Source organism: Sphingobacterium sp. LZ11T8 (assembly GCF_024261425.1).
Classification (GTDB): domain Bacteria; phylum Bacteroidota; class Bacteroidia; order Sphingobacteriales; family Sphingobacteriaceae; genus Sphingobacterium.
In genome coordinates this window covers 430,579-455,646 of the sequence record NZ_JANBZY010000001.1, presented here as the reverse complement: position 1 = coordinate 455,646, position 25,068 = coordinate 430,579, and the positions used below count along the sequence as shown (strand labels likewise).

General features: G+C 38.8%; 18 protein-coding genes. 14 read left to right on the top strand and 4 right to left on the bottom strand.

Annotated elements, in window-relative coordinates:
* Positions 1-4 precede the first annotated feature (4 nt).
* Entirely contained in the window at positions 5-1,186 is a 1,182-nt protein-coding gene (locus tag NLF99_RS01910) for an ROK family transcriptional regulator (RefSeq protein WP_185215886.1), read from the bottom strand.
* Positions 1,187-1,402: 216 nt separating this feature from the next.
* Here NLF99_RS01910 and NLF99_RS01905 point away from each other — a divergent pair, with 216 nt between their 5' ends.
* From NLF99_RS01905 to NLF99_RS01885, 5 genes are all read left to right on the top strand, one after another.
* Positions 1,403-2,614, top strand: a complete 1,212-nt coding sequence (locus tag NLF99_RS01905) for an acyltransferase family protein (RefSeq protein WP_254526551.1) — start codon at positions 1,403-1,405, stop codon at positions 2,612-2,614.
* 121 nt (positions 2,615-2,735) lie between these two features.
* Positions 2,736-3,014 carry a 30S ribosomal protein S15 gene (gene rpsO, locus NLF99_RS01900; RefSeq protein WP_093100604.1) on the top strand — a complete coding sequence of 93 codons (279 nt, stop codon included), beginning with the start codon at positions 2,736-2,738 and terminating at the stop codon, positions 3,012-3,014.
* A 224-nt stretch (positions 3,015-3,238) separates the two neighbouring features.
* A complete protein-coding gene (gene pnp, locus NLF99_RS01895; RefSeq protein ID WP_185211322.1) occupies positions 3,239-5,401 on the top strand; it encodes a polyribonucleotide nucleotidyltransferase in 2,163 nt (720 codons plus the stop codon).
* Between the two features lie 141 nt (positions 5,402-5,542).
* Entirely contained in the window at positions 5,543-7,882 is a 2,340-nt protein-coding gene (locus NLF99_RS01890) for a glycoside hydrolase N-terminal domain-containing protein (RefSeq protein WP_254526550.1), read from the top strand.
* A 160-nt stretch (positions 7,883-8,042) separates the two neighbouring features.
* Entirely contained in the window at positions 8,043-8,933 is an 891-nt protein-coding gene (locus NLF99_RS01885; protein WP_254526549.1) for a hypothetical protein, read from the top strand.
* A gap of 45 nt (positions 8,934-8,978) precedes the next feature.
* On the opposite strand, the gene NLF99_RS01880 is transcribed toward NLF99_RS01885, so the two are convergent.
* Both NLF99_RS01880 and NLF99_RS01875 read right to left on the bottom strand, forming a co-directional pair.
* Positions 8,979-9,305, bottom strand: a complete 327-nt coding sequence (locus NLF99_RS01880) for a DUF493 domain-containing protein (RefSeq protein ID WP_093100599.1) — start codon at positions 9,303-9,305, stop codon at positions 8,979-8,981.
* Between the two features lie 80 nt (positions 9,306-9,385).
* Positions 9,386-11,647 carry a GH92 family glycosyl hydrolase gene (locus tag NLF99_RS01875; protein WP_254526548.1) on the bottom strand — a complete coding sequence of 754 codons (2,262 nt, stop codon included), beginning with the start codon at positions 11,645-11,647 and terminating at the stop codon, positions 9,386-9,388.
* 158 nt (positions 11,648-11,805) lie between these two features.
* Between NLF99_RS01875 and NLF99_RS01870 the strand changes: the two genes are divergently transcribed.
* A complete protein-coding gene (locus NLF99_RS01870; RefSeq protein WP_185211319.1) occupies positions 11,806-12,840 on the top strand; it encodes a LacI family DNA-binding transcriptional regulator in 1,035 nt (344 codons plus the stop codon).
* On the opposite strand, the gene NLF99_RS01865 is transcribed toward NLF99_RS01870, so the two are convergent.
* Positions 12,800-13,264: a methionine-R-sulfoxide reductase gene (locus NLF99_RS01865; protein WP_185211318.1), complete on the bottom strand. Its 465-nt coding sequence runs from the start codon at positions 13,262-13,264 to the stop codon at positions 12,800-12,802. The genes NLF99_RS01870 and NLF99_RS01865 overlap by 41 nt on opposite strands.
* A gap of 241 nt (positions 13,265-13,505) precedes the next feature.
* Here NLF99_RS01865 and NLF99_RS01860 point away from each other — a divergent pair, with 241 nt between their 5' ends.
* The 8 genes from NLF99_RS01860 to NLF99_RS01825 all read left to right on the top strand — a co-directional run bounded on the left by NLF99_RS01860 (position 13,506) and on the right by NLF99_RS01825 (position 25,064).
* Positions 13,506-14,792 (top strand): cytochrome c3 family protein, encoded by a 1,287-nt coding sequence (locus NLF99_RS01860; protein ID WP_254526547.1) that lies wholly within the window; start codon positions 13,506-13,508, stop codon positions 14,790-14,792.
* A gap of 40 nt (positions 14,793-14,832) precedes the next feature.
* Positions 14,833-17,844, top strand: a complete 3,012-nt coding sequence (locus NLF99_RS01855) for a TAT-variant-translocated molybdopterin oxidoreductase (RefSeq protein ID WP_254526546.1) — start codon at positions 14,833-14,835, stop codon at positions 17,842-17,844.
* A gap of 27 nt (positions 17,845-17,871) precedes the next feature.
* A complete protein-coding gene (gene nrfD / locus NLF99_RS01850) occupies positions 17,872-19,353 on the top strand; it encodes an NrfD/PsrC family molybdoenzyme membrane anchor subunit (RefSeq protein ID WP_254526545.1) in 1,482 nt (493 codons plus the stop codon).
* Positions 19,354-19,358: 5 nt separating this feature from the next.
* Entirely contained in the window at positions 19,359-19,895 is a 537-nt protein-coding gene (locus NLF99_RS01845) for a DUF3341 domain-containing protein (protein ID WP_185215891.1), read from the top strand.
* Entirely contained in the window at positions 19,888-20,517 is a 630-nt protein-coding gene (locus NLF99_RS01840; RefSeq protein ID WP_308214522.1) for a cytochrome c, read from the top strand. Before NLF99_RS01845 ends, NLF99_RS01840 begins: the two co-directional genes overlap by 8 nt.
* Positions 20,518-20,537: 20 nt before the next feature.
* Positions 20,538-21,773 (top strand): quinol:cytochrome C oxidoreductase, encoded by a 1,236-nt coding sequence (locus NLF99_RS01835; RefSeq protein WP_185211312.1) that lies wholly within the window; start codon positions 20,538-20,540, stop codon positions 21,771-21,773.
* Between the two features lie 41 nt (positions 21,774-21,814).
* On the top strand, positions 21,815-23,164 hold the full coding sequence (locus NLF99_RS01830) for a cytochrome c oxidase subunit II (RefSeq protein WP_254526543.1): 1,350 nt from the start codon (positions 21,815-21,817) through the stop codon (positions 23,162-23,164).
* A 127-nt stretch (positions 23,165-23,291) separates the two neighbouring features.
* Positions 23,292-25,064, top strand: coding sequence for a cbb3-type cytochrome c oxidase subunit I (locus NLF99_RS01825; RefSeq protein ID WP_185211460.1), 1,773 nt, complete (start codon positions 23,292-23,294; stop codon positions 25,062-25,064).
* Positions 25,065-25,068: the final 4 nt, after the last annotated feature.

Sequence of the window (25,068 nt, the reverse complement as noted above, 5' to 3'; positions counted from 1 at the left end):
GTAATTAGTCTATTAATTGTGTTTTATAGATGTTTTTGTCTGCGTTCAAGATGCAGATGCATGTTGAACCCAATAATTGTATGTTTTCTGTGTTAGAGAATTCAATTTTTGTGTTTTGTGATAATCTTTTGATACTAAACTCCAATACTGCGCTTTGAATTTTAGGCAACAGTACATCCTTGGCTTTTGCACCACGTCCAGATATCAACACCAATTCAGGGTTGATGATATGGATTAGGGTTGCTATACCTTTTCCTAACATATATCCAATTTTATTGACCGCTTCCATGGCGAGTTGATCTCCATGTATGGCAGCAGTTAAAAGTTGGTCACCAGTCAGGTATTTTTGTTGTTTGAAAACAGCTTGTAGCGAGGATGCCTCGCCGGATTTTAGAGAGTTAGATGCAGATTCTACGGCAGCCAATAGGGAAGCATCAACTTCTAGGCAGCCTTTTTTACCACAAGAACAAAGTTTGTTTGAGTCAGAAAGAGGGATGTGACTGAACTCACCTGCAAATCCAGAATGTCCACGGTAGAGTTCGTTGTCCAGGATCATTCCTAGTCCAACACCCCAATTGAGGTTGACCACCATGACATCTTCAATGGATTTTGCAGATCCAAATTTATGTTCTGCAATTGCAATTGCGGAAGAGTCATTTTCCACAAAAGTCGGCAAATTAAATTCTTTTTGAATGTTAGTTTTCAGGTCGTAGAACGGGGAATTGCTACTATAAGAATTGTTTTTGCCAGTTTTGCTATCTACAAATCCAGGAATGGTTACACCGATTCCATAAATTTGATAAGCGTCGGTTTGTTTGATTGTGTTTTTAGTCAGTGCAATAATTTTTTCATAAGCATCGTCCTCTCTTAGGTCGATCACTTCAGTGTTTATTGCAGTTTTATATTGGTTTTTAAAGTCAACAACGACTACTGAAGTATAGAATTGGTCAATAGCAATGGATAGAATTAAAGGGAGATGTTTTTCGTTTGGTACAAATTGAGCAGCACGTCTACCGCCTGTGGAAGGGGCTAGGCCGTCTTGTTCGATCAGGTTTAGTTGCAATAATTTATTTACGGCATTGGTAATATTGGGCACACTTTTCCCAATCGACGCACTAAGTTCTGCAATCGATTGCGGATTGGAAAAATATAACCGCTTTAGTATTGATAATTTAAGGCTATCCAAAGTTAAAATTGATTATTTAATACTTTCGTAAAGTTATGATAAAAAGAAATTAACAAACAAATACTTTTTAAAAAAATTAATAAGTGTTGTCATATTTATCGGAAAATATAGCAAAGTAGCGATGTTTTATGCGTTTTTATGCCTGTTTGGCTAATTAAAAGTATTTGCATTGCATTTTTATGTGGGTTTAATTGTAACTTCGGGAGAATATAAATTATGAAACAGCGCTATTATTCATTAGATGTCTTTAGGGGAGCGACAGTTGCCTTAATGATTTTGGTTAACAACCCGGGGACCTGGTCGCATATGTTTGCTCCATTAAAGCATGCGCCTTGGCATGGTTGTACCCCTACGGATTTGGTTTTTCCTTTTTTTCTATTTGCAGTAGGAAATGCGATGTCATTTGTGATCCCGAGATTACAGGAGGCTGGCGATGGCATATTTTGGAAGAAAGTGATCAAGCGGACGATATTGATCTTTTTGATTGGATTGGGATTGAACTGGTTTCCATTTGTCCATTGGTCTGATGGGGTTCTACAATTTAGGGAATGGGTAAATAGCAGTAATCCTGAACAGGGAGTTCGGATTTTAGGAGTACTGCAGCGAATTGCCATTGCTTATTTCTTTGCCTCAATTTTGGCTTATTATTTTAAACCTAGAACTTTAATATTTATATCAGCGGCGATCCTTTTAGGTTATTGGGGATTATGCGCCTTTTTGGGAACAGGAGATCCTTATTCATTAGAAGGATGGTTTGGTACTGCGATAGACAAGCAAATTCTTGGGGTGGCCCATATGTACAAAGGAGAGGGTGTGCCATTTGATCCAGAAGGATTAATGAGTGCTATGCCCGCTGTTGTTCAGGTGGTATTCGGTTATTTAGCTGGAGTGTTTATCAAAAAGCAGGGTCAAGTAGATTGGTTATGGACAAAGGTACCACAGACCAATGAACCACATTTTAAGCTGTTGTCTGGGATGTTTGTAACCGGGTTTATTCTATTGGTCTTGGCATGGACCTGGTCATTAGGATTTCCAATCAATAAAAAGATCTGGACAAGTTCATATGTTTTATATACCACTGGCCTAGGAATTCTGACAATTGGAACCATGATCTGGTATATAGAAGTGCAGGGAGTTAAGAATTGGTTGACACGATTCTTTGATGTGTTTGGGAAAAATCCACTTTTTATCTTTGTTTTAAGTGGGCTGTTGCCGAAGACCTTGGGTTTAATCCGTATTCCGATGGGAGTGAACGACCTTGGCGAGACTACATTCGGTAGTCCATTAACCTGGTTCTATAAAAATGTATGTGCACAGATTCCAGGAATACCCGAAATCGGTTCGTTTGCCTATTCATTATGTTTTCTGGTCGTTATGTGGGCAATTTGTTACTGGTTAGATCAAAAGAAAATCTACATTAAAGTATAATTCTAAGTTACTGAGCAATAGAAGCATCAATAAAAGAACAATAAATTTTTTGTTTCGGTAAGAAGATGTTAACTTTGCACGCAATTAATAAAATTTTTAACGCTTTAATATTATTCACGAAATGTATTTAAGTAAAGAGTACAAAGCTGATATCTTCCAAGAATTTGCAGGAGCAGCTGAAAACACAGGTTCTGCAGAAGGACAAGTAGCTTTATTTACAAAAAGAATTGCTCACTTAACTGGGCACTTGAAATCAAACAGAAAAGATTTTAACACACAACGTTCCCTACAAAAATTAGTAGGTAAGCGTCGTTCATTATTAGCTTATTTGTACAAAAAGGATATCGAAAGATACCGTGCTATCATCAAAGCATTAGGCTTACGTGATATCATCAAATAAGCAATCTGTAAAGAGCTTTTAAAAGGGACCCTGAATATTCAGGGTCCCTTTTTTTATTTTGAATTAATAAAATTGCACCACGCTTATAATGAATGGGCTGAGATTCTAAAATTTTGGCCGTTGATGACTCGGCAATGAATTTTTAATTACCTTTGTGCGATTAAAAAGGTCAATATTAATTTGGTGCATGTAAAATGACGCAAATGCATCACAAAGAAAAAACAATGAGTTATAACGAAAAGAAAGTAACAATTGAGATGGGTGGCGGACTAGCTCCCATTGAATTGTCGACTGGTAAGTTAGCTAAACAGGCTGATGGATCAGTAGTTTTGAAACAAGGAGCAACGATGTTGCTAGCGACCGTGGTGTCGTCAAAAGAACCTAAAGCAGGTGCTGATTTTCTCCCATTATCAGTAGACTACCAAGAGAAATATGCGGCTACAGGTCGTATTCCAGGAGGATTTTTACGTCGTGAGGCAAGACTTTCAGATTATGAGGTTTTGATTTCACGTTTAATCGATAGGGCTTTACGTCCATTGTTCCCAGAAACTTACCATGCTGATACGCAGGTTATGGTAAGCTTAATTTCTGCGGACAAAGAAATTATGCCAGATGCATTGGCAGGTTTAGCAGCATCAGCAGCTATTGCTGTATCTGATATTCCATTTAATGGACCTATTTCAGAGGTTCGTGTTGCGAAGATTGAAGGAGAGTTGGTGATCAACCCGACTGTTTCAGCATTGGAGAAAGCATCTTTGGAATTTATTGTTGCGGGTTCTGCACAAGACATCGTGATGGTAGAAGGAGAAGCGAAAGAAATTTCGGAAACTGAAATGGTAGAAGCTATTGCTTTTGCTCATGAAGCTATCAAAAAACAAGTTGCTGGACAGATTGAATTGGCAAATTTAGTAGGATCACAAGAAAAACGTGATTTCAACCATGAGCCTTCTAATCCAGAATTGAAAGATGCAATCTATGCAGCTACTTATGAGAAAGTTTATGAAGTTGCTAAATCAAAATCTAGCAAGCATGAACGTACAGAGAAGTTCGCAGAGATTGGTCAATCATTCTTTGAAACTATGGGTGATGAAATCGATGAGGATACAGAATTCTTGATGAAGAAGTATTACCACGATGTTCAATATGACGCAGTTCGTAATCTTGTATTAGATGAAGGAATTCGTTTAGATGGTCGTGATGTTCGTACTGTACGTCCTATCTGGACAGAGGTAGATTATTTGCCAGCTGCTCACGGATCAGCGGTATTTACACGTGGTGAAACACAATCATTGACTTCAGTGACATTGGGCGCTAAAGATGATGAGCAAATGATCGATGGAGCTTTCTTCCATGGGTATAATAAATTCATCTTACACTATAATTTCCCAGGATTTTCAACTGGCGAGGTAAGACCAAATAGAGGTCCAGGTCGTCGTGAAGTTGGACACGGGAACTTAGCGATGCGTTCATTGAAACAAGTTCTTCCTACAGAAGACAATCCTTATACTATCCGTGTTGTTTCTGATATCTTAGAATCAAATGGTTCATCATCAATGGCAACCGTATGTGCTGGTACATTAGCATTAATGGATGCCGGTGTTAAGATTGCTGCTCCAGTTTCAGGAATTGCAATGGGATTGATCACTGATGAGAAAACAGGTAAATATGCGATCCTTTCGGATATCTTAGGTGATGAAGATCACTTAGGCGATATGGACTTTAAAGTTACAGGTACTGAAAAAGGTATTGTAGGATGTCAGATGGACCTTAAGATCAATGGTCTTAAATGGGAAGTTTTGACTCAGGCATTAGATCAAGCGAAAGAAGCTCGTCTACATATCTTGGGTGAAATGGCTAAGACTATTTCTGCTCCACGTGAGGACTACAAACCACATGCTCCACGTATCATCCAAATCTTAATCGATAAGGAATTTATCGGTGCTGTAATTGGACCAGGTGGTAAAATTATCCAAGAAATGCAACGTGAGACTGGTGCCACTATTTCAATTGAAGAAGTTGACAATAAAGGTGTGGTTCAAATCTTTGCTGACAATAAAGAAGCCATCGATGCTGCATTGGCAAGAATCAAAGCGATTGTTGCTAAACCAGAAATTGGTGAAATCTACGAAGGTAAAGTGAAATCAATCATGCCATTTGGTGCATTCGTTGAAATCATGCCAGGTAAAGACGGATTATTACATATTTCTGAAATTGACTGGAAACGTCTTGAGACTATGGACGGTGTATTCAAAGAAGGTGATATGGTGACTGTAAAACTTTTGGATGTGGACAAACAAGGAAAAATGAAGCTTTCTCGTAAAGTTTTGTTGCCTCGTCCTCCAAGAGAAGATAAGCCAAAACAAGAAAATAAGCCGCAAGGCGAATAATATAGGAAAAGAGAGCAATGCAAGTTGCTCTCTTTCTTTTTTGATATACGGCCAGAAGCGAAAAGACATTAGACTTGAAACTTACAACAAGTCCAATGTCTTTTGTTTTTTAGTCTTAGGTCAAAATTGTAAATTCATGAAATGAAAAACCTACTAAACCTAATCCTTTTATTATTTCCTTGTTTTCTGATCGGTCAGGAGTCTGATCTAAAGTTATGGTATCAACAACCAGCTGTCAAGTGGACAGAAGCATTGCCATTGGGTAATGGTCGTCTTGGGGCGATGGTTCATGGTCGATATGATCATGAGCTGTTCCAGATGAATGAGGAGAGCCTATGGGCAGGAAGCCCAATCAATAACAATAACCCAGAATCTGCCTCGCACTTGAAGGAAATCCAAGATGCCATATTTAGAAATCAATTCGATTTGGCTAAGGAGTTGGCAACAAAATATATGGTTGGCACTCCTGCTAGGATCCGATCCTATCAGCCTTTGGGAAATGTAAGAGTGGAATACGATTGGGGGAAAGATAAGGTAGAGGAATATTCAAGAGTCCTTAATCTAAATGAAGGAGTTCATCGCACAGCATTTACAATCCATTCTAATAAAATAACACAAACTTCCTATATCCCTTCTGTTGGGGATGCATTGTTTCTGAAATGGGAGTCAAGAGCAGCAATTTCGTTTACTGTAAAGCTTGATAGAAGTCGAGATGTGAATGAATATGGGACATGGAAGAATGGAGCCTATTATACTGGACAGATTCAAGATTCAGTCAAAAAGGATGCTGGACCTGCCGGATCACATATGCAATTTGCAGCTGGACTTATGGTCAAGAGTATCGAAGGGGAATATGAAGTGTTCAGTGATGATACGGGGTCAGGCATTCGATTTAAAGATGTAAAAAAGCTTGAATTGGTCTATACCGGAATCACGGATTATGAATTGGAGGAACTTAGCTTTACAGGAGAAAAGAACCTGAAATCAATAATTCAATCTAAATTGAACCATATTCAGGCTGATCAGACGCAAGACTACTATCGAAGTCATGTTCATGAGCATCGTTCCATGTTTGAAAGAGTTAAAGTAGCTATAAATTCATCTGGGGAGTCAAATTTCCCTACAGACCAAAGGTTGAAGGCTTTTTCGGGAGGGCAGGAAGATTTTGGCTTACCGGTACTATTTTATCAATATGGTAGATATCTTTTGATGTCTTCAAGTCGTTCACCCGGCCGATTGCCTGCCAATTTGCAAGGTATTTGGAACCAGGAATATGAAGCACCCTGGAACTCTGATTTTCATACCAATATCAATCTGCAAATGAACTATTGGCCTGCGGAATCAGGCGATTTAGGAGAAACTAGTGTGATATTGGCGAATTTCATGAAAGAATTAATGAAACCGGGAGAAAGAACAGCAAAGGAAATGTATGCCGCCCGAGGTTGGACGATCCACCACTTGACTGACCCATTTGGAAGAACAGGGGTGGCTGATGGCGTATGGGGAGTCTCGCCGATGGCTGGTCCATGGATGACATTCCCGGTTTATCGTCATTTTGCTTTCAGTCAAGATAGGACATACCTGAAGAATGTGGCTTATCCTATTCTTAGAGGTTCCTTGTTATGGGTTTTAGATTTCTTGATCAAGTCACCTGAGGGGTATTTAGTGACGAATCCTTCTCACTCTCCTGAAAATGAGTTTAAGACCATGGTTGATGGCAAAGAAGTCAGGTCTCAATTATCTTATATGAGTACCATAGATATAGAAATCATTTTGGAGCTGTTTGATAATTTCGAAGAGGCTGCCAAATTATTGAAGGAGGACAAAGAACTGCTGGCACGGATTAAAGAAGTGAGGAAGCAATTGCCTCCAATCCGAGTTGGGAAAAATGGCGGAATCCAGGAGTGGATCCATGATTATGATGAAGTGGAGCCTGGACATAGGCATATGTCGCATTTGTTGGGTTTATATCCCGGGAATTCCATTAACCCTAATGACCCTAAATTATTTGAGGCTGCCAAGAAAACGATTGAAAACAGACTTACCTCAGGAGGTGGGCATACTGGTTGGAGTAAAGCATGGATTGTCAATTTTTATGCCCGATTATATGATGGAGAACAAGCTAATAAACATTTAAAGGAACTGATCGGGAAAACCTGCCTTCCTAATTTGTTCAGTACCCATCCACCGTTCCAGATTGACGGGAATTTTGGTGGTGCGGCTGGCTTTGCTGAAATGCTAGTTCAATCCCAAAATGGTGAAATTCATCTTTTGCCAGCAGTTCCTGTTTCTTGGAAGTCTGGTTCGGTAGATGGGATAAAAACTAGGGGAGACAAAAAAGTTAGTTTTAAATGGGAAAATAATAGGATTATTTCTTTAACTGTACAAGCAAAAGCTGCAGAAAAGATTAAAGTTCGTTTTGGGAAAGTGGTTAAGGAATTTAAAGTGAAGGAAGGGTTGAATACCTTGACTTTAAATTGATTTGATGATTTATGTTTAAACAGCTTATGATTTAATCCCTCATTAGAATAAATTGTTCACTCAATCTGCACTGGGATTTACTCATTATTGATAATTTAAGTTTGCATTAACAAGTAGTTTAGGTCATCCAATAATATATGATGATTTTAAACAAAAGATTATGAAAACTAAATTATTAATGATTTTACTGGCCTTCATTATTTTCGGGGCAGGTTCATGTAAGAAGGGTGATCAGGGTGAAATGGGTCCTGAAGGAGCAAAAGGAGATAAGGGCGACAAAGGTGTAACTGGAGCAAAAGGAGCTGATGGATCTATGATTTACAGTGGTACTGCAGTTCCAGCTACGAGTTTGGGAAAGAATGGTGATTTTTATTTTAGAACAACGACTGGAGACTTATATGGGCCTAAGGCTAGCTCAGGTTGGGGAAGTCCTACGAAGTTGAAAGGTGCTGATGGCAAGAACGGAACTAATGGAACTAATGGGAGCGACGGGAAAAATGGTTCTCAATTTCTTTCAGGTACTACAATTCCCGCGGTAACATTGGGTGCTGTAGGCGATTTTTATTTTAACACGGCTCAAATGGTTTTATATGGCCCAAAGACAAGTACTGGATGGGGAGTTGGAACAAATTTAAAAGCCAATGTTAAGATTATGTATTCAGGTTGGAGAAATGTGGTCCGCATGGTGGATACAGCATTTGACAATACAAGGGTTAGGGCTGCTCATATTTATGAACCACAATTAACCAAAGAGGTTTTAGCAAATTCTGCTATTTTGGTTTACTTGGATTATGGTCAAGGTGCTTACCCACTGCCATATACAAGTTATGCGATAAATAGGATGTCGACCATTACATTTCACCCCAAATTGAGGGAATTGGTAATTATGAGGATGGCTTATGATGGTGGGCCAACAATTTCCATGAGCAGCTACATACTATATCGATATGTTATTATTCCAGGTAATTTTTATATTTCTATGAAAAAAAGAGGGGTTAATCTGAAAGACCCTGTCGCTGTTGAAAGAGCTATCCAAGAGTTGAAAGAATAGAAAAAGGGTGTCAATTTGACACCCTCTTCTGTTTTAGTATTTTACTTATAACATCATTACACCAGGGATTTCCCCCACTTTTTTGTAATAGTTGATTACTTCGTCGGCATTGTTTACATAGTTTTCGATTGAAATCGAAGTGTATTTTCCTCCTGATGATTTTTTCTCTGAAAACTTAGCTGAGGCATGAGTGAACAATCCTTTAACCTTTTCAGCTTGGTCAGAATCCGATTTTACGATGAATTTGAAAGTATAGATGGTCGGAAACTGTTCTACCTCAATCAATTTATCTTTAAAGTTTTTGTAAAAGTCTTGATTGTTGCTGTCGTCTTGTATGTCCTTGATGTTAATATTGTTGTTTAATTCTTCCATTTTTTCTTCTCCTTTCCCTTAAGTAACAATAAGTGTACCCAAGGCCAATATATGACAAAACGTAATATTTTTGGTTTTGTTTAATTTTCCATTGAAGTAGGTAAAGATTTCTTTTTTGTTCCAAATTTTTGATTCGGGACATCGCTCATCTGGAATTCCAAAGTTCCGCCCTTTAACATGTCCTTATGGGTGATATAGGTCTTTTTGTATGGTTTTCCATTCAGAGTAATGGATTTGATATAAATATTCTTTTTAGAGTTGTTTTTGGCAATAATGCTGAATGTTTTGCCATTTGGCATTGTAATATCAGATTTGTCAAGGGCTGGACTTCCGAATACATATTCTCCATTTACAGGAGAAGCAGGGTATAAGCCCATCATCGACCAAACTGCCCAAGCGCTCATTTGACCTGCATCTTCATTTCCTGCATATCCATCTGGCCTTTCATGGTACATGGAATCTATAATGGCTCTAACTTTTTCCTGTGTTTTCCATGGTTTCCCTAGGTAGGAATGCATGTAGGCAATATGATGGCTCGGTTCGTTTCCATGAGCGTATTGACCGATAAAGCCACTTGCATCAGGTGATTGGTTTTCTCCAGTCATATAGGATGGGGCAGTGAATAAGGTGTCCAACATCTTGTCTAGACCATCCTTTTTAGGAAACAATTTAGCTAACCCCCTAACGTCATGAGGGACAAAGAAGGAGTGTTGCCAAGCATTTCCTTCGATATATTGGCTTTTTGAGAATTCATGTTCTGAATAGAACGGATCAAAGGGTTCAACGAATTTTCCGTTTTTCAATTTTGCCCGCATAAAACCAGAGTTAGGATCGAAAAGGTGGATGTAATTCTTAGCGCGTTTAGTGTATTCTTCAAACTCCTTTTTCTTTCCTAGTTTTTTGGCAACCAAGGAAATGCAATAATCATCAAATGCGTATTCCAGCGTTGATGTCACTGATCCGCCGTTTACATCTTGCGGAACATATCCATATTCAATATAATCAGGGACTTCCCTAATTTTTTGATTAGCACTTGCTAGCATTGCCTTAAACGCTTTTTCCTGATCGATTCCTGGGATATCTTTTAATACAGCATCTGCAAGTACAGGGACAGCATGATAGCCAGTCATTGTATTGGTTTCAAATGTGCTAAGGTCCCAAACCGGGAGCAATCCATTTTCATCATAGAAAGCTAACATGCTGTTCATCATATCTGTATAGCGTTCAGATTGCGTGATAGTTAGTAAGGGTTTTAATGCACGGAAGGTGTCCCAAAGTGAAAATAATGTGTAACGTTGGCCGGCATTATTCATTTTATGAAATTCCCCTTTGTAGTTCTTGTATTCACCATCCTGATCTGAATAAAGGGTTGGGGAAACAGCAGTATGGTATAATGCGGAATAAAAGATTTTTTTCAAAGTTTCATCGGTAGATTCTACCTTGATTTTTCCTAATTCTTTTTCCCATTGGTTTTCGGCATTCGATTTCACCTGGTTAAAATCCCAATTCGGTATTTCATTTAGAGCATCCACTGCTTTTTCTGCTGATGAGGTTGAAAGAGCAACCTTGAGATCCACTTGATCTATCTTTTGGAAAATAAATTGTGCATTTACTGCATTAACCGGGCCTTGTCTTGAATTGTTGAGTTGAGAAATCTGTTTTTCATTGGTTTTGTTTCCATTCAATAAATAAGAGTTAAATGGTTTATTGAAGCGGATTGCAAAATAAATATGCTGTTGATTCGCCCAGCCATAAGAATACCTTTTACCAATTGCCGTACTGTCATTTAAGATCTTGATTTCGGTATCCATTGGTCTATCCCAGTTATAGGCATGACCCAGGTCTAATCTGATGGTTGGTTCGGTGTTTTTTGGGAAAGTGTAGTTGTGTAGTCCTACGCGTTCAGTAGATGTTAGTCTAGCTTGTATCCCGTTGTCTAATCTCACTTCGTAATATCCCGGGCTAGCTTTTTCATTATTGTGCGAGAATTTTATTCGGGTATCGAAGTCTTTTTTGTTGACAGGTTGATTTAAGGGCATGATGGCAATATCCAGCCAATCGCCGATACCCGTTCCGCTGAGGTGCATATGGCTGAATCCAGCGATGGAATCTGCACTGAAATGGTAGCCACTCACCCAGTCCCAACCATTCTTTCCATTATCAGGAGATAGCTGCACTAAAGAAAAGGGGACAGTAGCACCTGGGAAAGTGTGACCATGACCACCCGTTCCGATAAAAGGGTCAACATATTTTGTATATTGCTGAGCGGCGACTTTGGTTACAGGAAGAGACAGTAATCCTGTTGCAAAAATAATTGCAAATGATTTATAATGTAATTTCATAAATGTCGTTATAAATAGTGTACAATAACAAATGTACGTTTTTAAACCTAATAAACCCTTTTAGCCAAATTTTTAGCAAAATCTTTAGCATAAATTTGCTAAAATTTAGCCGAGTTTATATATTTGATAGATTTTGAATTGCATTTTATTAACCTAACATGAGAAAACGAATTTTAATTAGTGACATTGCAAAGAACCTTGGGGTATCCGTAACGACTGTATCATTTATATTAAATGGTAAGGCTAAGGAAAAAAGGATCAGTGAGGGTTTGACAAAGCGGGTTTTGGACTATGTGAAAAAAGTGGGGTATAAGCCCAACCAATTAGCCCAGAGTTTGAGGACTGGTCAATCCAAGATTTTAGGTTTGATCGTTGAAGACATTTCCAATCCCTTCTTTTCCAATGTCGCCAAGTATATAGAAAGGATTGCCTATGACAATGGTTATCATATTATTTATTGTAGTATGGATAATGATGAGACCAAAGCGAGGGAATTAATCCAATTATTTTATGATAGACAAGTTGATGGGTATATCATTACACCTCCAGAAGGATTGGATGATACGCTTTCCAATTTAATCAAGAACAATGTGCCATTGGTACTTTTTGACCGCTATATCCCTCAATTAGAGACCCATTATGTGGTATTGGACAATTTTAATGGAGCATTTGACGCAACTAGGCACTTATTGGAAAACCAGAATAATAAACGAGTTGGCTTTGTTTCATTGTATTCTAATCAAACCCAGATGCGAGACCGTCTAGATGGCTATATGAAAGCAATTGACGAGTTCCAACAACAAGCGTTCATTAAAAAAGTGAAGATAGATGAAAACGAAGATTCTTCAATAGATCAAATCCATGAATTTATCAGTGCCAATAATTTAGATGCTGTTTTATTTGCAACTAACTATCTGGCCATTGATGGTCTAAAAGCAGTGAAAAAGTATAGTATGAAGTTGCCAAATATGGTGGCGTTCGATGACCACACTCTGTTTAAGCTGTATGAGCCAGGCATCAGCGTGGTAACTCAGGATACATCTGCCATAGCAAATGAACTAATCCATACCCTATTAAATGAGATTAAGGGGAAAAACAAAGAATTACAGAAAATTGTAATCCCTAGTGAGCTATTGGTTCGAGGTTCCTCGGTTATTTCTGAGGAGACGCTGGAACAAACTTCATTGAAATAGAATTGACACAGTGCCTAGTGTTTTTGGAGGTGAATCCTTCGCCTTCAAAAACATGGCCCAAGTGGGCACCACAGGCAGCACAAAGGATCTCGGTCCTTCTACCATCCGCATCAGTTTCTCTTTTTACAGCACCTGGAATTTCATCATCAAAACTTGGCCATCCACAATGGGATTCAAATTTATCTTCCGAATGGTATAATGGAGCATCACATCGTTTACAAACATAAGTTCCCTTTTCTTTGTTATTCAGAAGTTGACCAGTAAATGGCCTTTCTGTTCCTTTATTGAGGATTACATATTGTTCTTCGGGAGTTAATTCGTTGTATTTTTTGTTTTGATCCATAGTTTTAGCAGTATTGTTTGATTGCGAATGAGCACAACCAGATAAAACAATTAAAATTAATATGCAATATATTGCTTTCATAAGGAAGCTAATTTACTAAAAAAAGATTATTGAAATATCAATTGAATGTTAATTTGTAATGATATAGAGCTATATAAAGAGCTCTATTTAGAATGAATATAAATTGATAAATTACGTCATCAAATTGTCAGGGATTGCTTAATAAGTTATACTTTTGTGCATTGTTTTGTACGGTATTGTGTACATGTACTGAAGAGTCAACAATTAATTATTACACATAAAATAGTATAAAGTGCTAAATATGAGAAATATCTCATCCGTTTTGGGAAGACTTGCGAAGTCAATATCAATCAGTTTGGTATTGTTATTTGCCGTTACTACTACCACGCAGGCGCAGGATGCTGCGAATGGTGCAGCGCTATTCAAGTCGAATGCGTGTAATTCATGTCACGCTGTAGGTAAGAAATTGACCGGTCCAGATTTGGCTGGCTTGTCAGAGCGTCGAGAAGAAGGATGGATTGTGAAATGGATCCATAACCCGCAAGGGATGATTGATTCAGGCGATCCACAAGCTGTTGAATTGAAGTCTCAGTTTGCTACAACAATGGCTCCTTATGCTAACCTTTCTGAAGGTGATATTAAGGATATCATTGCGTACCTGCAAGCAGAAGAGGTGAAGTTAGCTGAGAAAAAGGCTGCTGGTCCTGCTGCTGGAGGTGCTGGTGCTGCAAGTTCAGATGCGAACAATTTGATGATTATCGGATTGGTTGCTTTGTTTGTGGTTGCTGTGGCAGTGATCTTTGCATTGAACAGGGTAACAAAAACTTTAGAACGTGTTATTGCTAACAACCAAGCGTCAATTGCTGAGGCTCAGGCGAAAAGTGAAGAGGAAGGCGAAAGCAGTTCTGTAAAATTTGCTAAGGCATTTTTAAAGAACAAGAAGTTGGTATTCTTCGTTGTACTGATGGTCGTTGGTTTATTGGGTGTAGCAGGTTGGAAAACCATGTGGAATGTTGGTGTTCACCAAGGTTACAAACCGGTGCAGCCAATTAAATTCTCTCACCAAATCCACGCTGGTGTTAATCAGATTGAGTGTCAGTATTGTCACGGTGGAGCATTTAAATCGAAAAACGCTTCGATTCCATCAGCAAACGTATGTATGAACTGTCACAATACAGTAACAGGTTCAGATCATTACGATGGTAACATTTCTCCAGAGATTGCGAAATTATACCGTGCAGTAGATTGGGATCCAGAAGCTAGAACATATGGTACAAACACAAGACCTATCGAATGGGTTAGAATCCACAACTTGCCGGACTTTGCATATTTCAACCACTCACAACACGTTGTAGTTGCAGGAGTTGAATGTCAAACATGTCACGGTCCTATCCAAGATATGGAAGAAGTTTACCAATATTCACCACTTACCATGAAATGGTGTATTGACTGTCACAAAGAAACTTCTGTGAACACAGACAATGCGTACTATGATCAATTGATCGAGGCTCATGATAAGTTGAAAAAAGGTGAGAAGATGACAGCAGCTATGATCGGTGGATTAGAGTGTGGAAAGTGTCATTATTAATAAATTAATTTAGAATAACGGAATCTTATATATAGCTTAAATGGAAAGCAATAAAAAATATTGGAAAGGTTTAGAGGAATTGAATCAAACTCCTGCTTTTGTTGAAGGAAGCAAGAGTGAGTTTGCTGAGCCTATTCCCGTAGAAGATGTGTTAAATGAAGCTGGTTTAAGTACCAAGACACCTCGTCGTGACTTTTTGAAAGCTTTAGGTTTTGGTTTAGGAGCTGTGACATTGGCAGCGTGTAACCGTACGCCAATTCACAAGGCAGTACCTTATATAATCAAACCTGAAGAAGTAACTCCAGGTGTACCAAACTTCTACGCTTCTTCCTTCAATGGTCAGAGTGTAATCGTTAGGACAAGAGAAGGAAGACCAATTTCATTGGAAGCAAATCCAAATGCAGTTGGTTTAAATCAAGGTACAGACGCTTCAACATCTGCATCTGTTCTTGACTTGTACGATATGTCCAAATTACAGAACCCTCAAATTGGAGGTAAAGATGTAGATTGGGCAAAATTGGACCAAGCGGTAGTTGATGCATTGAATAAAGCACAAGCAGCAGGAAAACAGATTACAATTGTTTCAAACACAATCAATAGTCCTTCTTCATTGGCTGCTATCGCAGCATTTGCAGCAAAATATCCTGCAACGCAGCATGTTCAAGTTGATGCAGTTTCTTACAGCGGTATCATTGAAGCCAATAGAGCTTCATTTGGTAAAGCAGTTGTTCCTTCGTATCACTTTGATAAAGCACAAGTTGTTGTTTCAGTAGCAGCTGACTTTTTAGGAACTTGGGTAGCTGGAGAAGAGCATACACAAGATTATATTAAAAACCGTGACTATAAATCGTTGAAAGGCGGAAAGATGTCACGTCATATTCAATTTGAATCAGGTTTATCAATGACTGGTTCGAATGCAGACGTTCGTATTGCAATCAAACCTTCAGAAGAAGGAGCAGTATTAATTAGCTTGTACAATGCCATTACTGGACAATCAGTAGCTGGTGGTACAAACAATGCAAAAGCAAAAACAGCAATCGCTCTTGCCGCTAAGGAATTGGTGAATTCAAAAGGATCATCAGTAGTTGTAGCAGGTTCGAATGACACCAATGTTCAAGCTTTAGCAAACGCAATCAATACAGCCTTAGGGGCTTATGGTTCAATCATTGACCTAGATAATTTCTCTAAACAACATCAAGGATCAGATTCAGCATTCCAAACTTTCTTAACAGCTGCTAAAGCTGGGCAAGTAGGTGTAGCTATTTTCTGGAATTCAAACCCAGTTTATGACTACTATAAGGCTGATGATGTAAAAGCAGCAATTTCTAAAATCGGTTATACAGTATCTTTAGGTGATCGTGCTGATGAAACTTCATCAGAATTGAAAGCTATTGCTACAAATAATACATTCTTGGAATCTTGGGGTGATGCTTCTGCAAAAGAGGGATTATTTACCATTGTTCAACCAACCATCAATCCAGTATTTAACACACGTCAAGCTGAACAAAGTTTGATCAACTGGGCAGGTGTCAACAAACCTATCCATGATTTCGTTAAGGAAAATTGGGAGACCAATATCTTAGCAGGAACCGGAAAAGTTTGGAAAGATGTACTTCAACAAGGATTTATTTATAAAGGTTCAAACACAGGTTCATCTTATTCAGCTAACGTAGATGTCAATGCAATTGCTGCTGCAATTACTAATGACGCTAAGCGTGTTGCTGGAGGGGTTGAATTAAAGATTTATGAATCTCCAAATATTAGAGACGGACGTTGGGCTAACAATGCTTACTTACAAGAATTGCCAGATCCAGTTTCTAAAGTAACTTGGGATAACTTTGCAGCTATTAACCCGGCAGATGCTGAGGAATTAGGTGTTAAAGAGACCGGAAAAGTTACTGTTGAAGCAAATGGCTATAAAGTAGACCTTCCAGTGTTGTTACAACCAGGCCAAGCAAGAGGCACAGTTTCAGTTGCAATTGGTTATGGTCGTACTAAAGTTGGTAAGGCAGGAAATAATGTAGGTGTAAATGCTTATCCGTTTGCAAGTTTAGTAAATGGAACCATTCAATTCGCTGCAAAAGCTTCGATTTCCAAAGCGTCTGGAATCTATGAATTGGCTCAAACACAAACGCACCACACCATTGAGGGGCGTAACATTATCCGTGAGACTACGTTTGCTAATTACTTAAAAGATCCTAATTCTGAGTCTGGTCGTTTCTCTGATACGCACCAAACATATGATCTATGGAATAAATTTGAACAACCTGGTCACCGTTGGGTGATGGCAATCGATTTGAATGCTTGTACCGGTTGTGGATCTTGTATTGTTGCATGTAACGTTGAGAACAACGTTCCGGTTGTAGGTCGTGACGAGGTTCGCCGTCGTCGTGAAATGCACTGGTTGCGTATCGACCGTTACTATACCTTGAATACAGGAGAGGGCAAATTAACAAAAGAGAAAGAAATTGCTAAGGCAGCTGGTTATGACTACGAAGATGTATCGGTAGTTTACCAACCGATGTTGTGTCAACACTGTGAGCACGCTCCATGTGAGACCGTATGTCCAGTGTTAGCAACCGTTCACTCTTCAGAAGGTCTTAACCACATGGCTTATAACCGTTGTTTCGGAACACGTTACTGTGCGAACAACTGTCCATATAAAGTACGTCGTTTCAACTGGTTTAACTACTGGAATGATTCTCGTTTTGACAACTACTTGAACAACGAGTTTACACAATTAGTATTGAATCCAGATGTAACCACACGTTCTCGCGGGGTTATGGAGAAATGTTCAATGTGTATCCAACGTATCCAAGCAGGTAAGTTGCAGGCTAAAGTGGAGAACCGTAAAGTGAAAGACGGAGATATCAAAATGGCTTGTCAAGCGGCATGTTCGGCAAATGCAATCATCTTTGGTGATGCAAACGATCCGGAGTCAGAGGTTTCAAAAGCATTACGTAACGAACGTGTTTATTATGTGCTTGAAGAAATCAACGTACAACCAAATATTGGTTATATGACGAAGGTAAGAAACACATTTGAAGCATAATTTATTCTAGACTGAAATAAAATAACTATGTCATCGCATAACGAATCAATATTAAGAGAACCATTAATCACCGGCAAGGATATCACCTATGCAAAGATTACAGATGATATCTTACTTCCGGTTGAAAATAAACCAAACAAAGCGTGGTGGATCGGTTTTACCGTAGCTGCCTTAGGCGCAATGTTATGGGTTGTAAGTGTTGGATACACGTTCTGGACGGGTATCGGCGCTTGGGGATTAAACAAAACAGTAGGTTGGGCATGGGATATTACCGACTTCGTATGGTGGGTAGGTATTGGTCACGCCGGTACCTTGATCTCCGCTGTATTATTAATATTCCGTCAGAACTGGCGTAACTCCATTAACAGATCGGCTGAGGCGATGACAATCTTTGCCGTAATCTGTGCTGCTACTTATGTTGTAGCTCACATGGGTCGTCCTTGGTTGGCTTACTGGATTTTCCCATTACCAAATCAATTTGGATCCCTATGGGTTAACTTTAACTCCCCATTGGTATGGGACGCATTTGCGATCTCTACCTATTTCACTGTATCATTAGTATTCTGGTACTGTGGTCTATTACCGGATATCGCATCGGTTCGTGACCGTGCTTCTGGTATTAAGAAAAGAGTTTATTCTATTTTATCATTTGGATGGAATGGATCGGTAAAAACTTGGCAACGTTTTGAAATTGTTTCCTTGATCTTAGCTGGTATTTCCACACCATTAGTACTTTCTGTACACACGATCGTATCCATGGACTTTGCTACATCGGTAATTCCTGGATGGCATACGACAATCTTCCCTCCATATTTCGTTGCAGGGGCGATTTTTTCAGGCTTCGCGATGGTACAGACCTTATTGTTGATCTTACGTAAAGTAATGAATTTTGAGGATTACATTACTATGTTCCATATTGAAGCCATGAACAAGATTATCATGACTACAGGTTCAATCGTAGGTATCGCCTATTTAACTGAGTTATTCATTGCATGGTACTCAGGTTCTGAATACGAGATGTATGCATTTGCTAACCGTATTGCTGGACCGTACGCTTGGGCTTACTGGGCGATGATGACATGTAACGTAATTTCTCCACAGTTATTCTGGTTCAAGAAAATTCGTACAAGTATTCCTATCTCCTGGATTTTGTCTATCGTTGTGAACATCGGTATGTGGTTTGAGCGTTTCGTAATTATCGTAACATCATTACACCGTGACTACTTACCATCATCATGGGCAATGTTCTACCCAACTTGGGTGGACGTAGGTATCTTTGTTGGATCTATCGGGTTGTTCTTTACTTTATTCTTATTATTCCTTCGTTTCTTACCAGGTATTGCAATTGCAGAGGTTAAGTTGTTGTTGAAAAGCTCAAGCTTACAGCATAAAACTAAACTTGTACAAGAAGGTGCATTCCCTGAGGAACAAGTTGAATACTTCAGAGATTCATTGGATAAATACGATACAGTTACAGAAACAGACATTAAGGCATTACATCAAAAATAATAGCAATGAGCAATACAAAATATATACTAGGTAGTTTTGCTGATCCTGATGAAATGATGCATGGGATTGACAAGTTGCAAGCAAACAATATTAGCATTTACGACTGTTTTACTCCGATGCCAATCCACGGGATTGAGGCGAAGTTGGGGGTAAGGCCTTCAAGATTACCCATTGCAGCATTTATTTTCGGTGCATTGGGAACAGTTTTAGGATTTAGTCTTTTGTTTTACACAATGTCCTATGACTGGCCGATGAATATTGGTGGTAAACCATCGATGCCATTGCCAAACTTTGTTCCAGTAACATTTGAGGTGACAATTTTATTATGTGCCTTGGGTATGGTTGCAACATTCTTTTTCCGTAACCATTTATTTCCAGGCCGTGCACCACGTGTGATGGACTTGAGAGCTACGGATGATCGTTTTATTATTGCAGTAGATGCAAATGAAAATACTGACCATGCGTTGATCGATGGCTTATTGAAAGAAGCAGGAGCAGTAGAAGTTAAGTACAATGAAAGAAAATATGTTAGTTATGAATAAAAGGAATTTTCTTGGAACTGTATGTGTTGCTGTCGCTTTAGCAGCAGTTGTTTCTTCATGCGGAGATGGCACCACTCGCAGTGCAGGATGGGAATTCTCACGTAATATGTATGATCCAATTGCTTTTAATCCGGATCAGCCAAATAAGAATTTTAAGAATAATAGTACAGCTCAAACTCCACCTCAAGGGTCTAATCCTATCGGATTTGATCGTTTTGACTATGGAAACTCTGTTGAAGAATATGAGCGTGCGGGATTGGAATTAAAGAACCCTTTAGTTGTCAATCCAGCTCACTTAAAAGAAGGAGAGGCTTTATACTTGACGTACTGTGCAGTTTGTCATGGTAAAGATGGAGCAGGTGATGGTGCTATTACAAAAGATAGAGAAGTTGAGGATTCTAGAGGTAAAAGAGCTCTAGAGAATTTCCCTCCTCCGCCATCATACCATAAATCAGCTGGAACTCCATCTTCAAGAGGAGGTCAAATGTCTGAATTGACAGATGGAAAGATTTACCATACAATTACTTATGGATATAATGCGATGGGTTCACACGCTTCGCAACTATCGCCAGAAGAGCGTTGGAAAGTGGTAATGTATGTTCACGAATTGCAAAAAAAATAATTTAACATCGAATATTATAAATGGGAACTCACAATCATCATCACGATTATAATTTCAGCGAGCAATTTAAATTCGCAGGTATCGCAAAGGTCCTGAGTTTAGTTGCAATCGTTGTAGGGATAGCCGCAATTGCAATTGGCTTACTATCAAGTGACCATATAATGGTTGAGCGTACATATGCCAATTTATTATTGATGGGATATTATTTTACTTGTGTTTGTGCAGCAGGAGCTTTTTTCGTTGCCTTACAATTAGTAACTCAATCAGCATGGTCTGCAGGTTTAATCCGTATTCCTCAGGCAATGGCTAGTATCCTTCCAATTGCTTCCGTGATTCTATTAATCATCGTAGCGTTAGGATTGAATACACATAATTTATACCACCACTGGCATGCAGATGGATTAACTGATCCAAACAGCCCTAACTATGACAGTTTAGTTGCTGGAAAATCTGCTTTCTTAAATGTACCAGGATTCTTGATCCGTCAGATTATTTTTATGGGTAGTTATAGCATTTTTGCCTTTATCCTTGCAAAATTATCTTACAACGAGGATTTAGCAGGAGGCTTAAATTCATATAAAAAGAGCTTTAAATTATCCGCAATATTCTTGGTAATCTTCGGATTTACTACTCCAATCTGGTCATTTGATACCATTATGTCTTTAGAGGCACACTGGTTCTCTACCATGTTCGGTTGGTACAACTTTGCAGCTATGTGGGTTAGCGGATTAGCTGCTATTACAGTTATCTTAATCTTGGTTAAGAAAGCTGGTTATATGAACTGGGTAAATGAAAACCACTTACATGACTTAGGTAAATTAATGTTTGGTTTCTCGATTTTCTGGACTTATGTATGGTTTGCTCAATTTATGTTGATCTACTATTCAAACATTCCAGAAGAAACTGTTTATTTCTATAAACGTTGGGAACCAGAATACAAGCCATGGTTTTGGATAAATATTGTTATTAACTTTGTGGCTCCATTATTACTATTGGTAGACCGTGACGCAAAACGTAAGCAAAACATGATGTTGTTTGTATCTATCGTATTGTTGTTAGGTCACTGGTTAGACTACTATATCATGGTAATGCCTGGTACAGTTGATGCACACCGTGGTTTTGGTTTCATTGAAATCGGTACTGCAATAGGATTTGTTGGAATCTTTACTTTCTTAGTTCTTTCGAAATTGAGCAAACATGCTTTGGTACCGAAGAACCACCCATTCTTGGATGAAAGTTTACACCACCAAATTTAATAGAGATTAAGTTGAAATAACGTTCAAACGTGTTATAAGAGATGAAGTTTAAATTACATAACAGATTTAAGTCCTTATTTGGAGGCTTATTAGCTATTAACCTATTGTTTGCTGCTCCTGCAATGGCTACCATTCAGGAACAAGCAGCTGATACAGCGAAGGTTGAGCAAGCGGCAACACCTGCAGTAACTGCAGATTCGGCTGCTGCACCAGCTGATAGTGCTGCTGCGGCGCCTGCTGCAACAGATTCAGCTAGCGTTTCAGCATCTAGTACTTCAAGCAGCACAGTAACTCCGGCTGCTTCAACAACCAAAGAAGAGAAGAAAATTGATCCTCAGGTTTACAAAAACTTGACTTACTATATTTTACTTTTCTTGGTTTTATGTACTGTGGTTGCAGTTATCGGAAAGGTACAGTCGATCTACGTATTGACTAAGAAAGTAAATGGAAAATACAATCCTTTGGCAAATAATACACTACAAGCAGTTTTATTATTTGTTTTCTTGGTTGGATTTTTAGGATTTGTGTATTACGGATATGCAGTTTGGGGAAGTTGGTCATGGAGACCTGCGGCGACCGAGCATGGTAAGGATATCGATAGAATGTTTATCATCACTACAGTTATCATTACTATCGTATTAGTATTGGTTCATATTTTATTATTGACCTTTACTTTTATCTACAGGATGCGCGCAAAACGCAAAGCATATTTCTATCCACATAACGATGCTATTGAAAGATTATGGACAATTGTTCCAGCGGTAGTACTAACTATCTTGGTATTGTTCGGTTTCTTTACTTGGAGATCAATCACCAATATTCCGGAAGATCTAAAAAAATCAGCTTTACAGATTGAAGTTTTAGGTGAGCAGTTCATGTGGACAGTTCGTTATCCAGGAGCGGATGGTGAATTTGGAAAACGTAATTATAAATTGACTACTCCATTGAACTCTTATGGTATAGACTATAATGATAAAACAGCTTGGGATGATGTTAAAGGGGATGAAATTGTAATTCCGGTTAACAAACCAGTTCGTTTCCACATTATGTCAAAAGATATTATTCACTCTTTTTATATTCCTGATTTCCGTGTTCAAATCAACGCAGTACCAGGAATGACCAACTACTTCCAGTTTACACCAACCATCACTACTGATGAGATGCGTGATAAGATGAATGATCCACAATACAACTTCGTAATGTTATGTGCGAAGATCTGTGGTGAATCTCACTACAACATGCAAAAGAATGTAAGAGTGGTTACCGAAGCTGAGTACAAGGAGTGGTTAAGCAAACAAGCTAAATTCTTCACAGAAGACCTTCAAAAAGAGTTTGCTCAAACAGAAGGAAACACTGAGAAGAATGACCGTATCGCGGCTTCAATAAATTAAATATAACAGAGAATTTAAATAGAATATGTCAACTACAGTTATATCGCACGACGCAGCTCATCACGGATCACATGATCACCATCATGAGACCTTTTTGACGAAGTATATCTTCAGTCAAGATCATAAGATGATTGCTAAGCAGTTCTTGATCACTGGTATCATAATGGCGGTTTTCGCTATGATCCTGTCGATTTTATTCCGTATTCAATTAGCATGGCCTGATCATGAGTTTCCAATTCTTGAGGTTTTCTTGGGAAAATGGGCTGAAGGTGGTCGAATTAGACCGGACTTCTTCCTGTCCTTGGTAACTATTCACGGTACCATGATGGTATTCTTTGTATTAACAGCAGGTCTATCAGGTACGTTCAGTAACTTATTAATCCCTTATCAATTGGGAGCTAGAGATATGGCTTCACCATTGATGAACATGTTATCATACTGGTTTTTCTTTACCGCTTGTGTGATCATGGTTGCTTCTTTCTTCATTGAAAGTGGTCCTGCATCTGCTGGATGGACAATTTATCCTCCACTTTCTGCAGTTCCAAAAGCTATCGCAGGTTCTGGATTAGGTATGACCCTATGGTTAATTTCCATGGCTTTATTTATTGCATCACAGGTATTAGGAGGTGTTAACTATATCTCTACAGTATTGAACATGCGTACTAAAGGAATGGAATTATGGAAAATGCCTCTTACTATTTGGGCATTCTTCTTAACAGCTATCGTTGGTTTGTTATCTTTCCCAGTTTTAGTTTCTGCAGTAGTATTATTATTCTTTGACCGTTCAGTAGGTACATCCTTCTATTTATCAGATTTAGTGGTTCAAGGTACTATCCTTCCTAACGAAGGTGGATCTCCAATTTTGTTCCAACACTTATTCTGGTTCTTAGGACACCCTGAGGTATATATCGTAGTAATGCCTGCATTAGGTTTAACTTCTGAGGTAATTTCTACAAACTCTCGTAAACCAATCTTTGGTTACCATGCGATGGTTTATTCCCTAGTTGGTATTACAGTTTTATCTTTCATCGTTTGGGGTCACCACATGTTCGTAACAGGTATGAGTCCATTCTTGGGAGGTGTATTTATGATTACCACCTTGATCATTGCTGTTCCTTCAGCCGTTAAGGCCTTTAACTATATTGCAACTCTATGGAGAGGTAACATCCGTTTCACTCCTGCGATGATGTTTGCAATCGGTATGGTTTCTTTCTTCGTATCTGGAGGTTTAACAGGTTTGTACCTAGGTAACGCAGCATTAGACATCAACTTACATGATACTTATTTCGTAGTAGCTCACTTCCACTTGGTAATGGGTTCAGCATCTATCTTCGGTATGTTGTCAGGAGTTTACCATTGGTATCCTAAGATGTTCGGACGTATGATGGACGAGCGTTTGGGTTACTTCCACTTCTGGTTGACATTCATTGGTGCTTACTTGGTATTCTTCCCAATGCACTTTATGGGTATTGATGGGGTTCCTCGTCGTTACTATGCTTTCACTGAGTTTCCATTTATGGAAAAATGGGTATCAGTTAACTTGTTGATTACTTGGGCAGCTATCGTTTCAGCTGTTGGACAAGTTGCTTTCTTGTGGAACTTCTTCGGATCCATCTGGTGTGGAAAACGTGCTCCGCAAAACCCTTGGGATGCAAATACATTGGAGTGGACTACTCCAGTAGAACATATTCACGGAAACTGGCCAGGAGAAATCCCTACAGTATACCGTTGGCCTTATGATTACAGTAAACCTGGACATGATGCAGATTTCATTCCTCAAAGCACTCCACTTTCACAAACAATGAGCTCAAACTTATTGCATGACTGGGAAGGAAATGAAGAAGGTATTGAAGCTCAAAAGGTTTACAATCGTGAGCATAACAGAGAAGAAGAAGGGTAGGTTC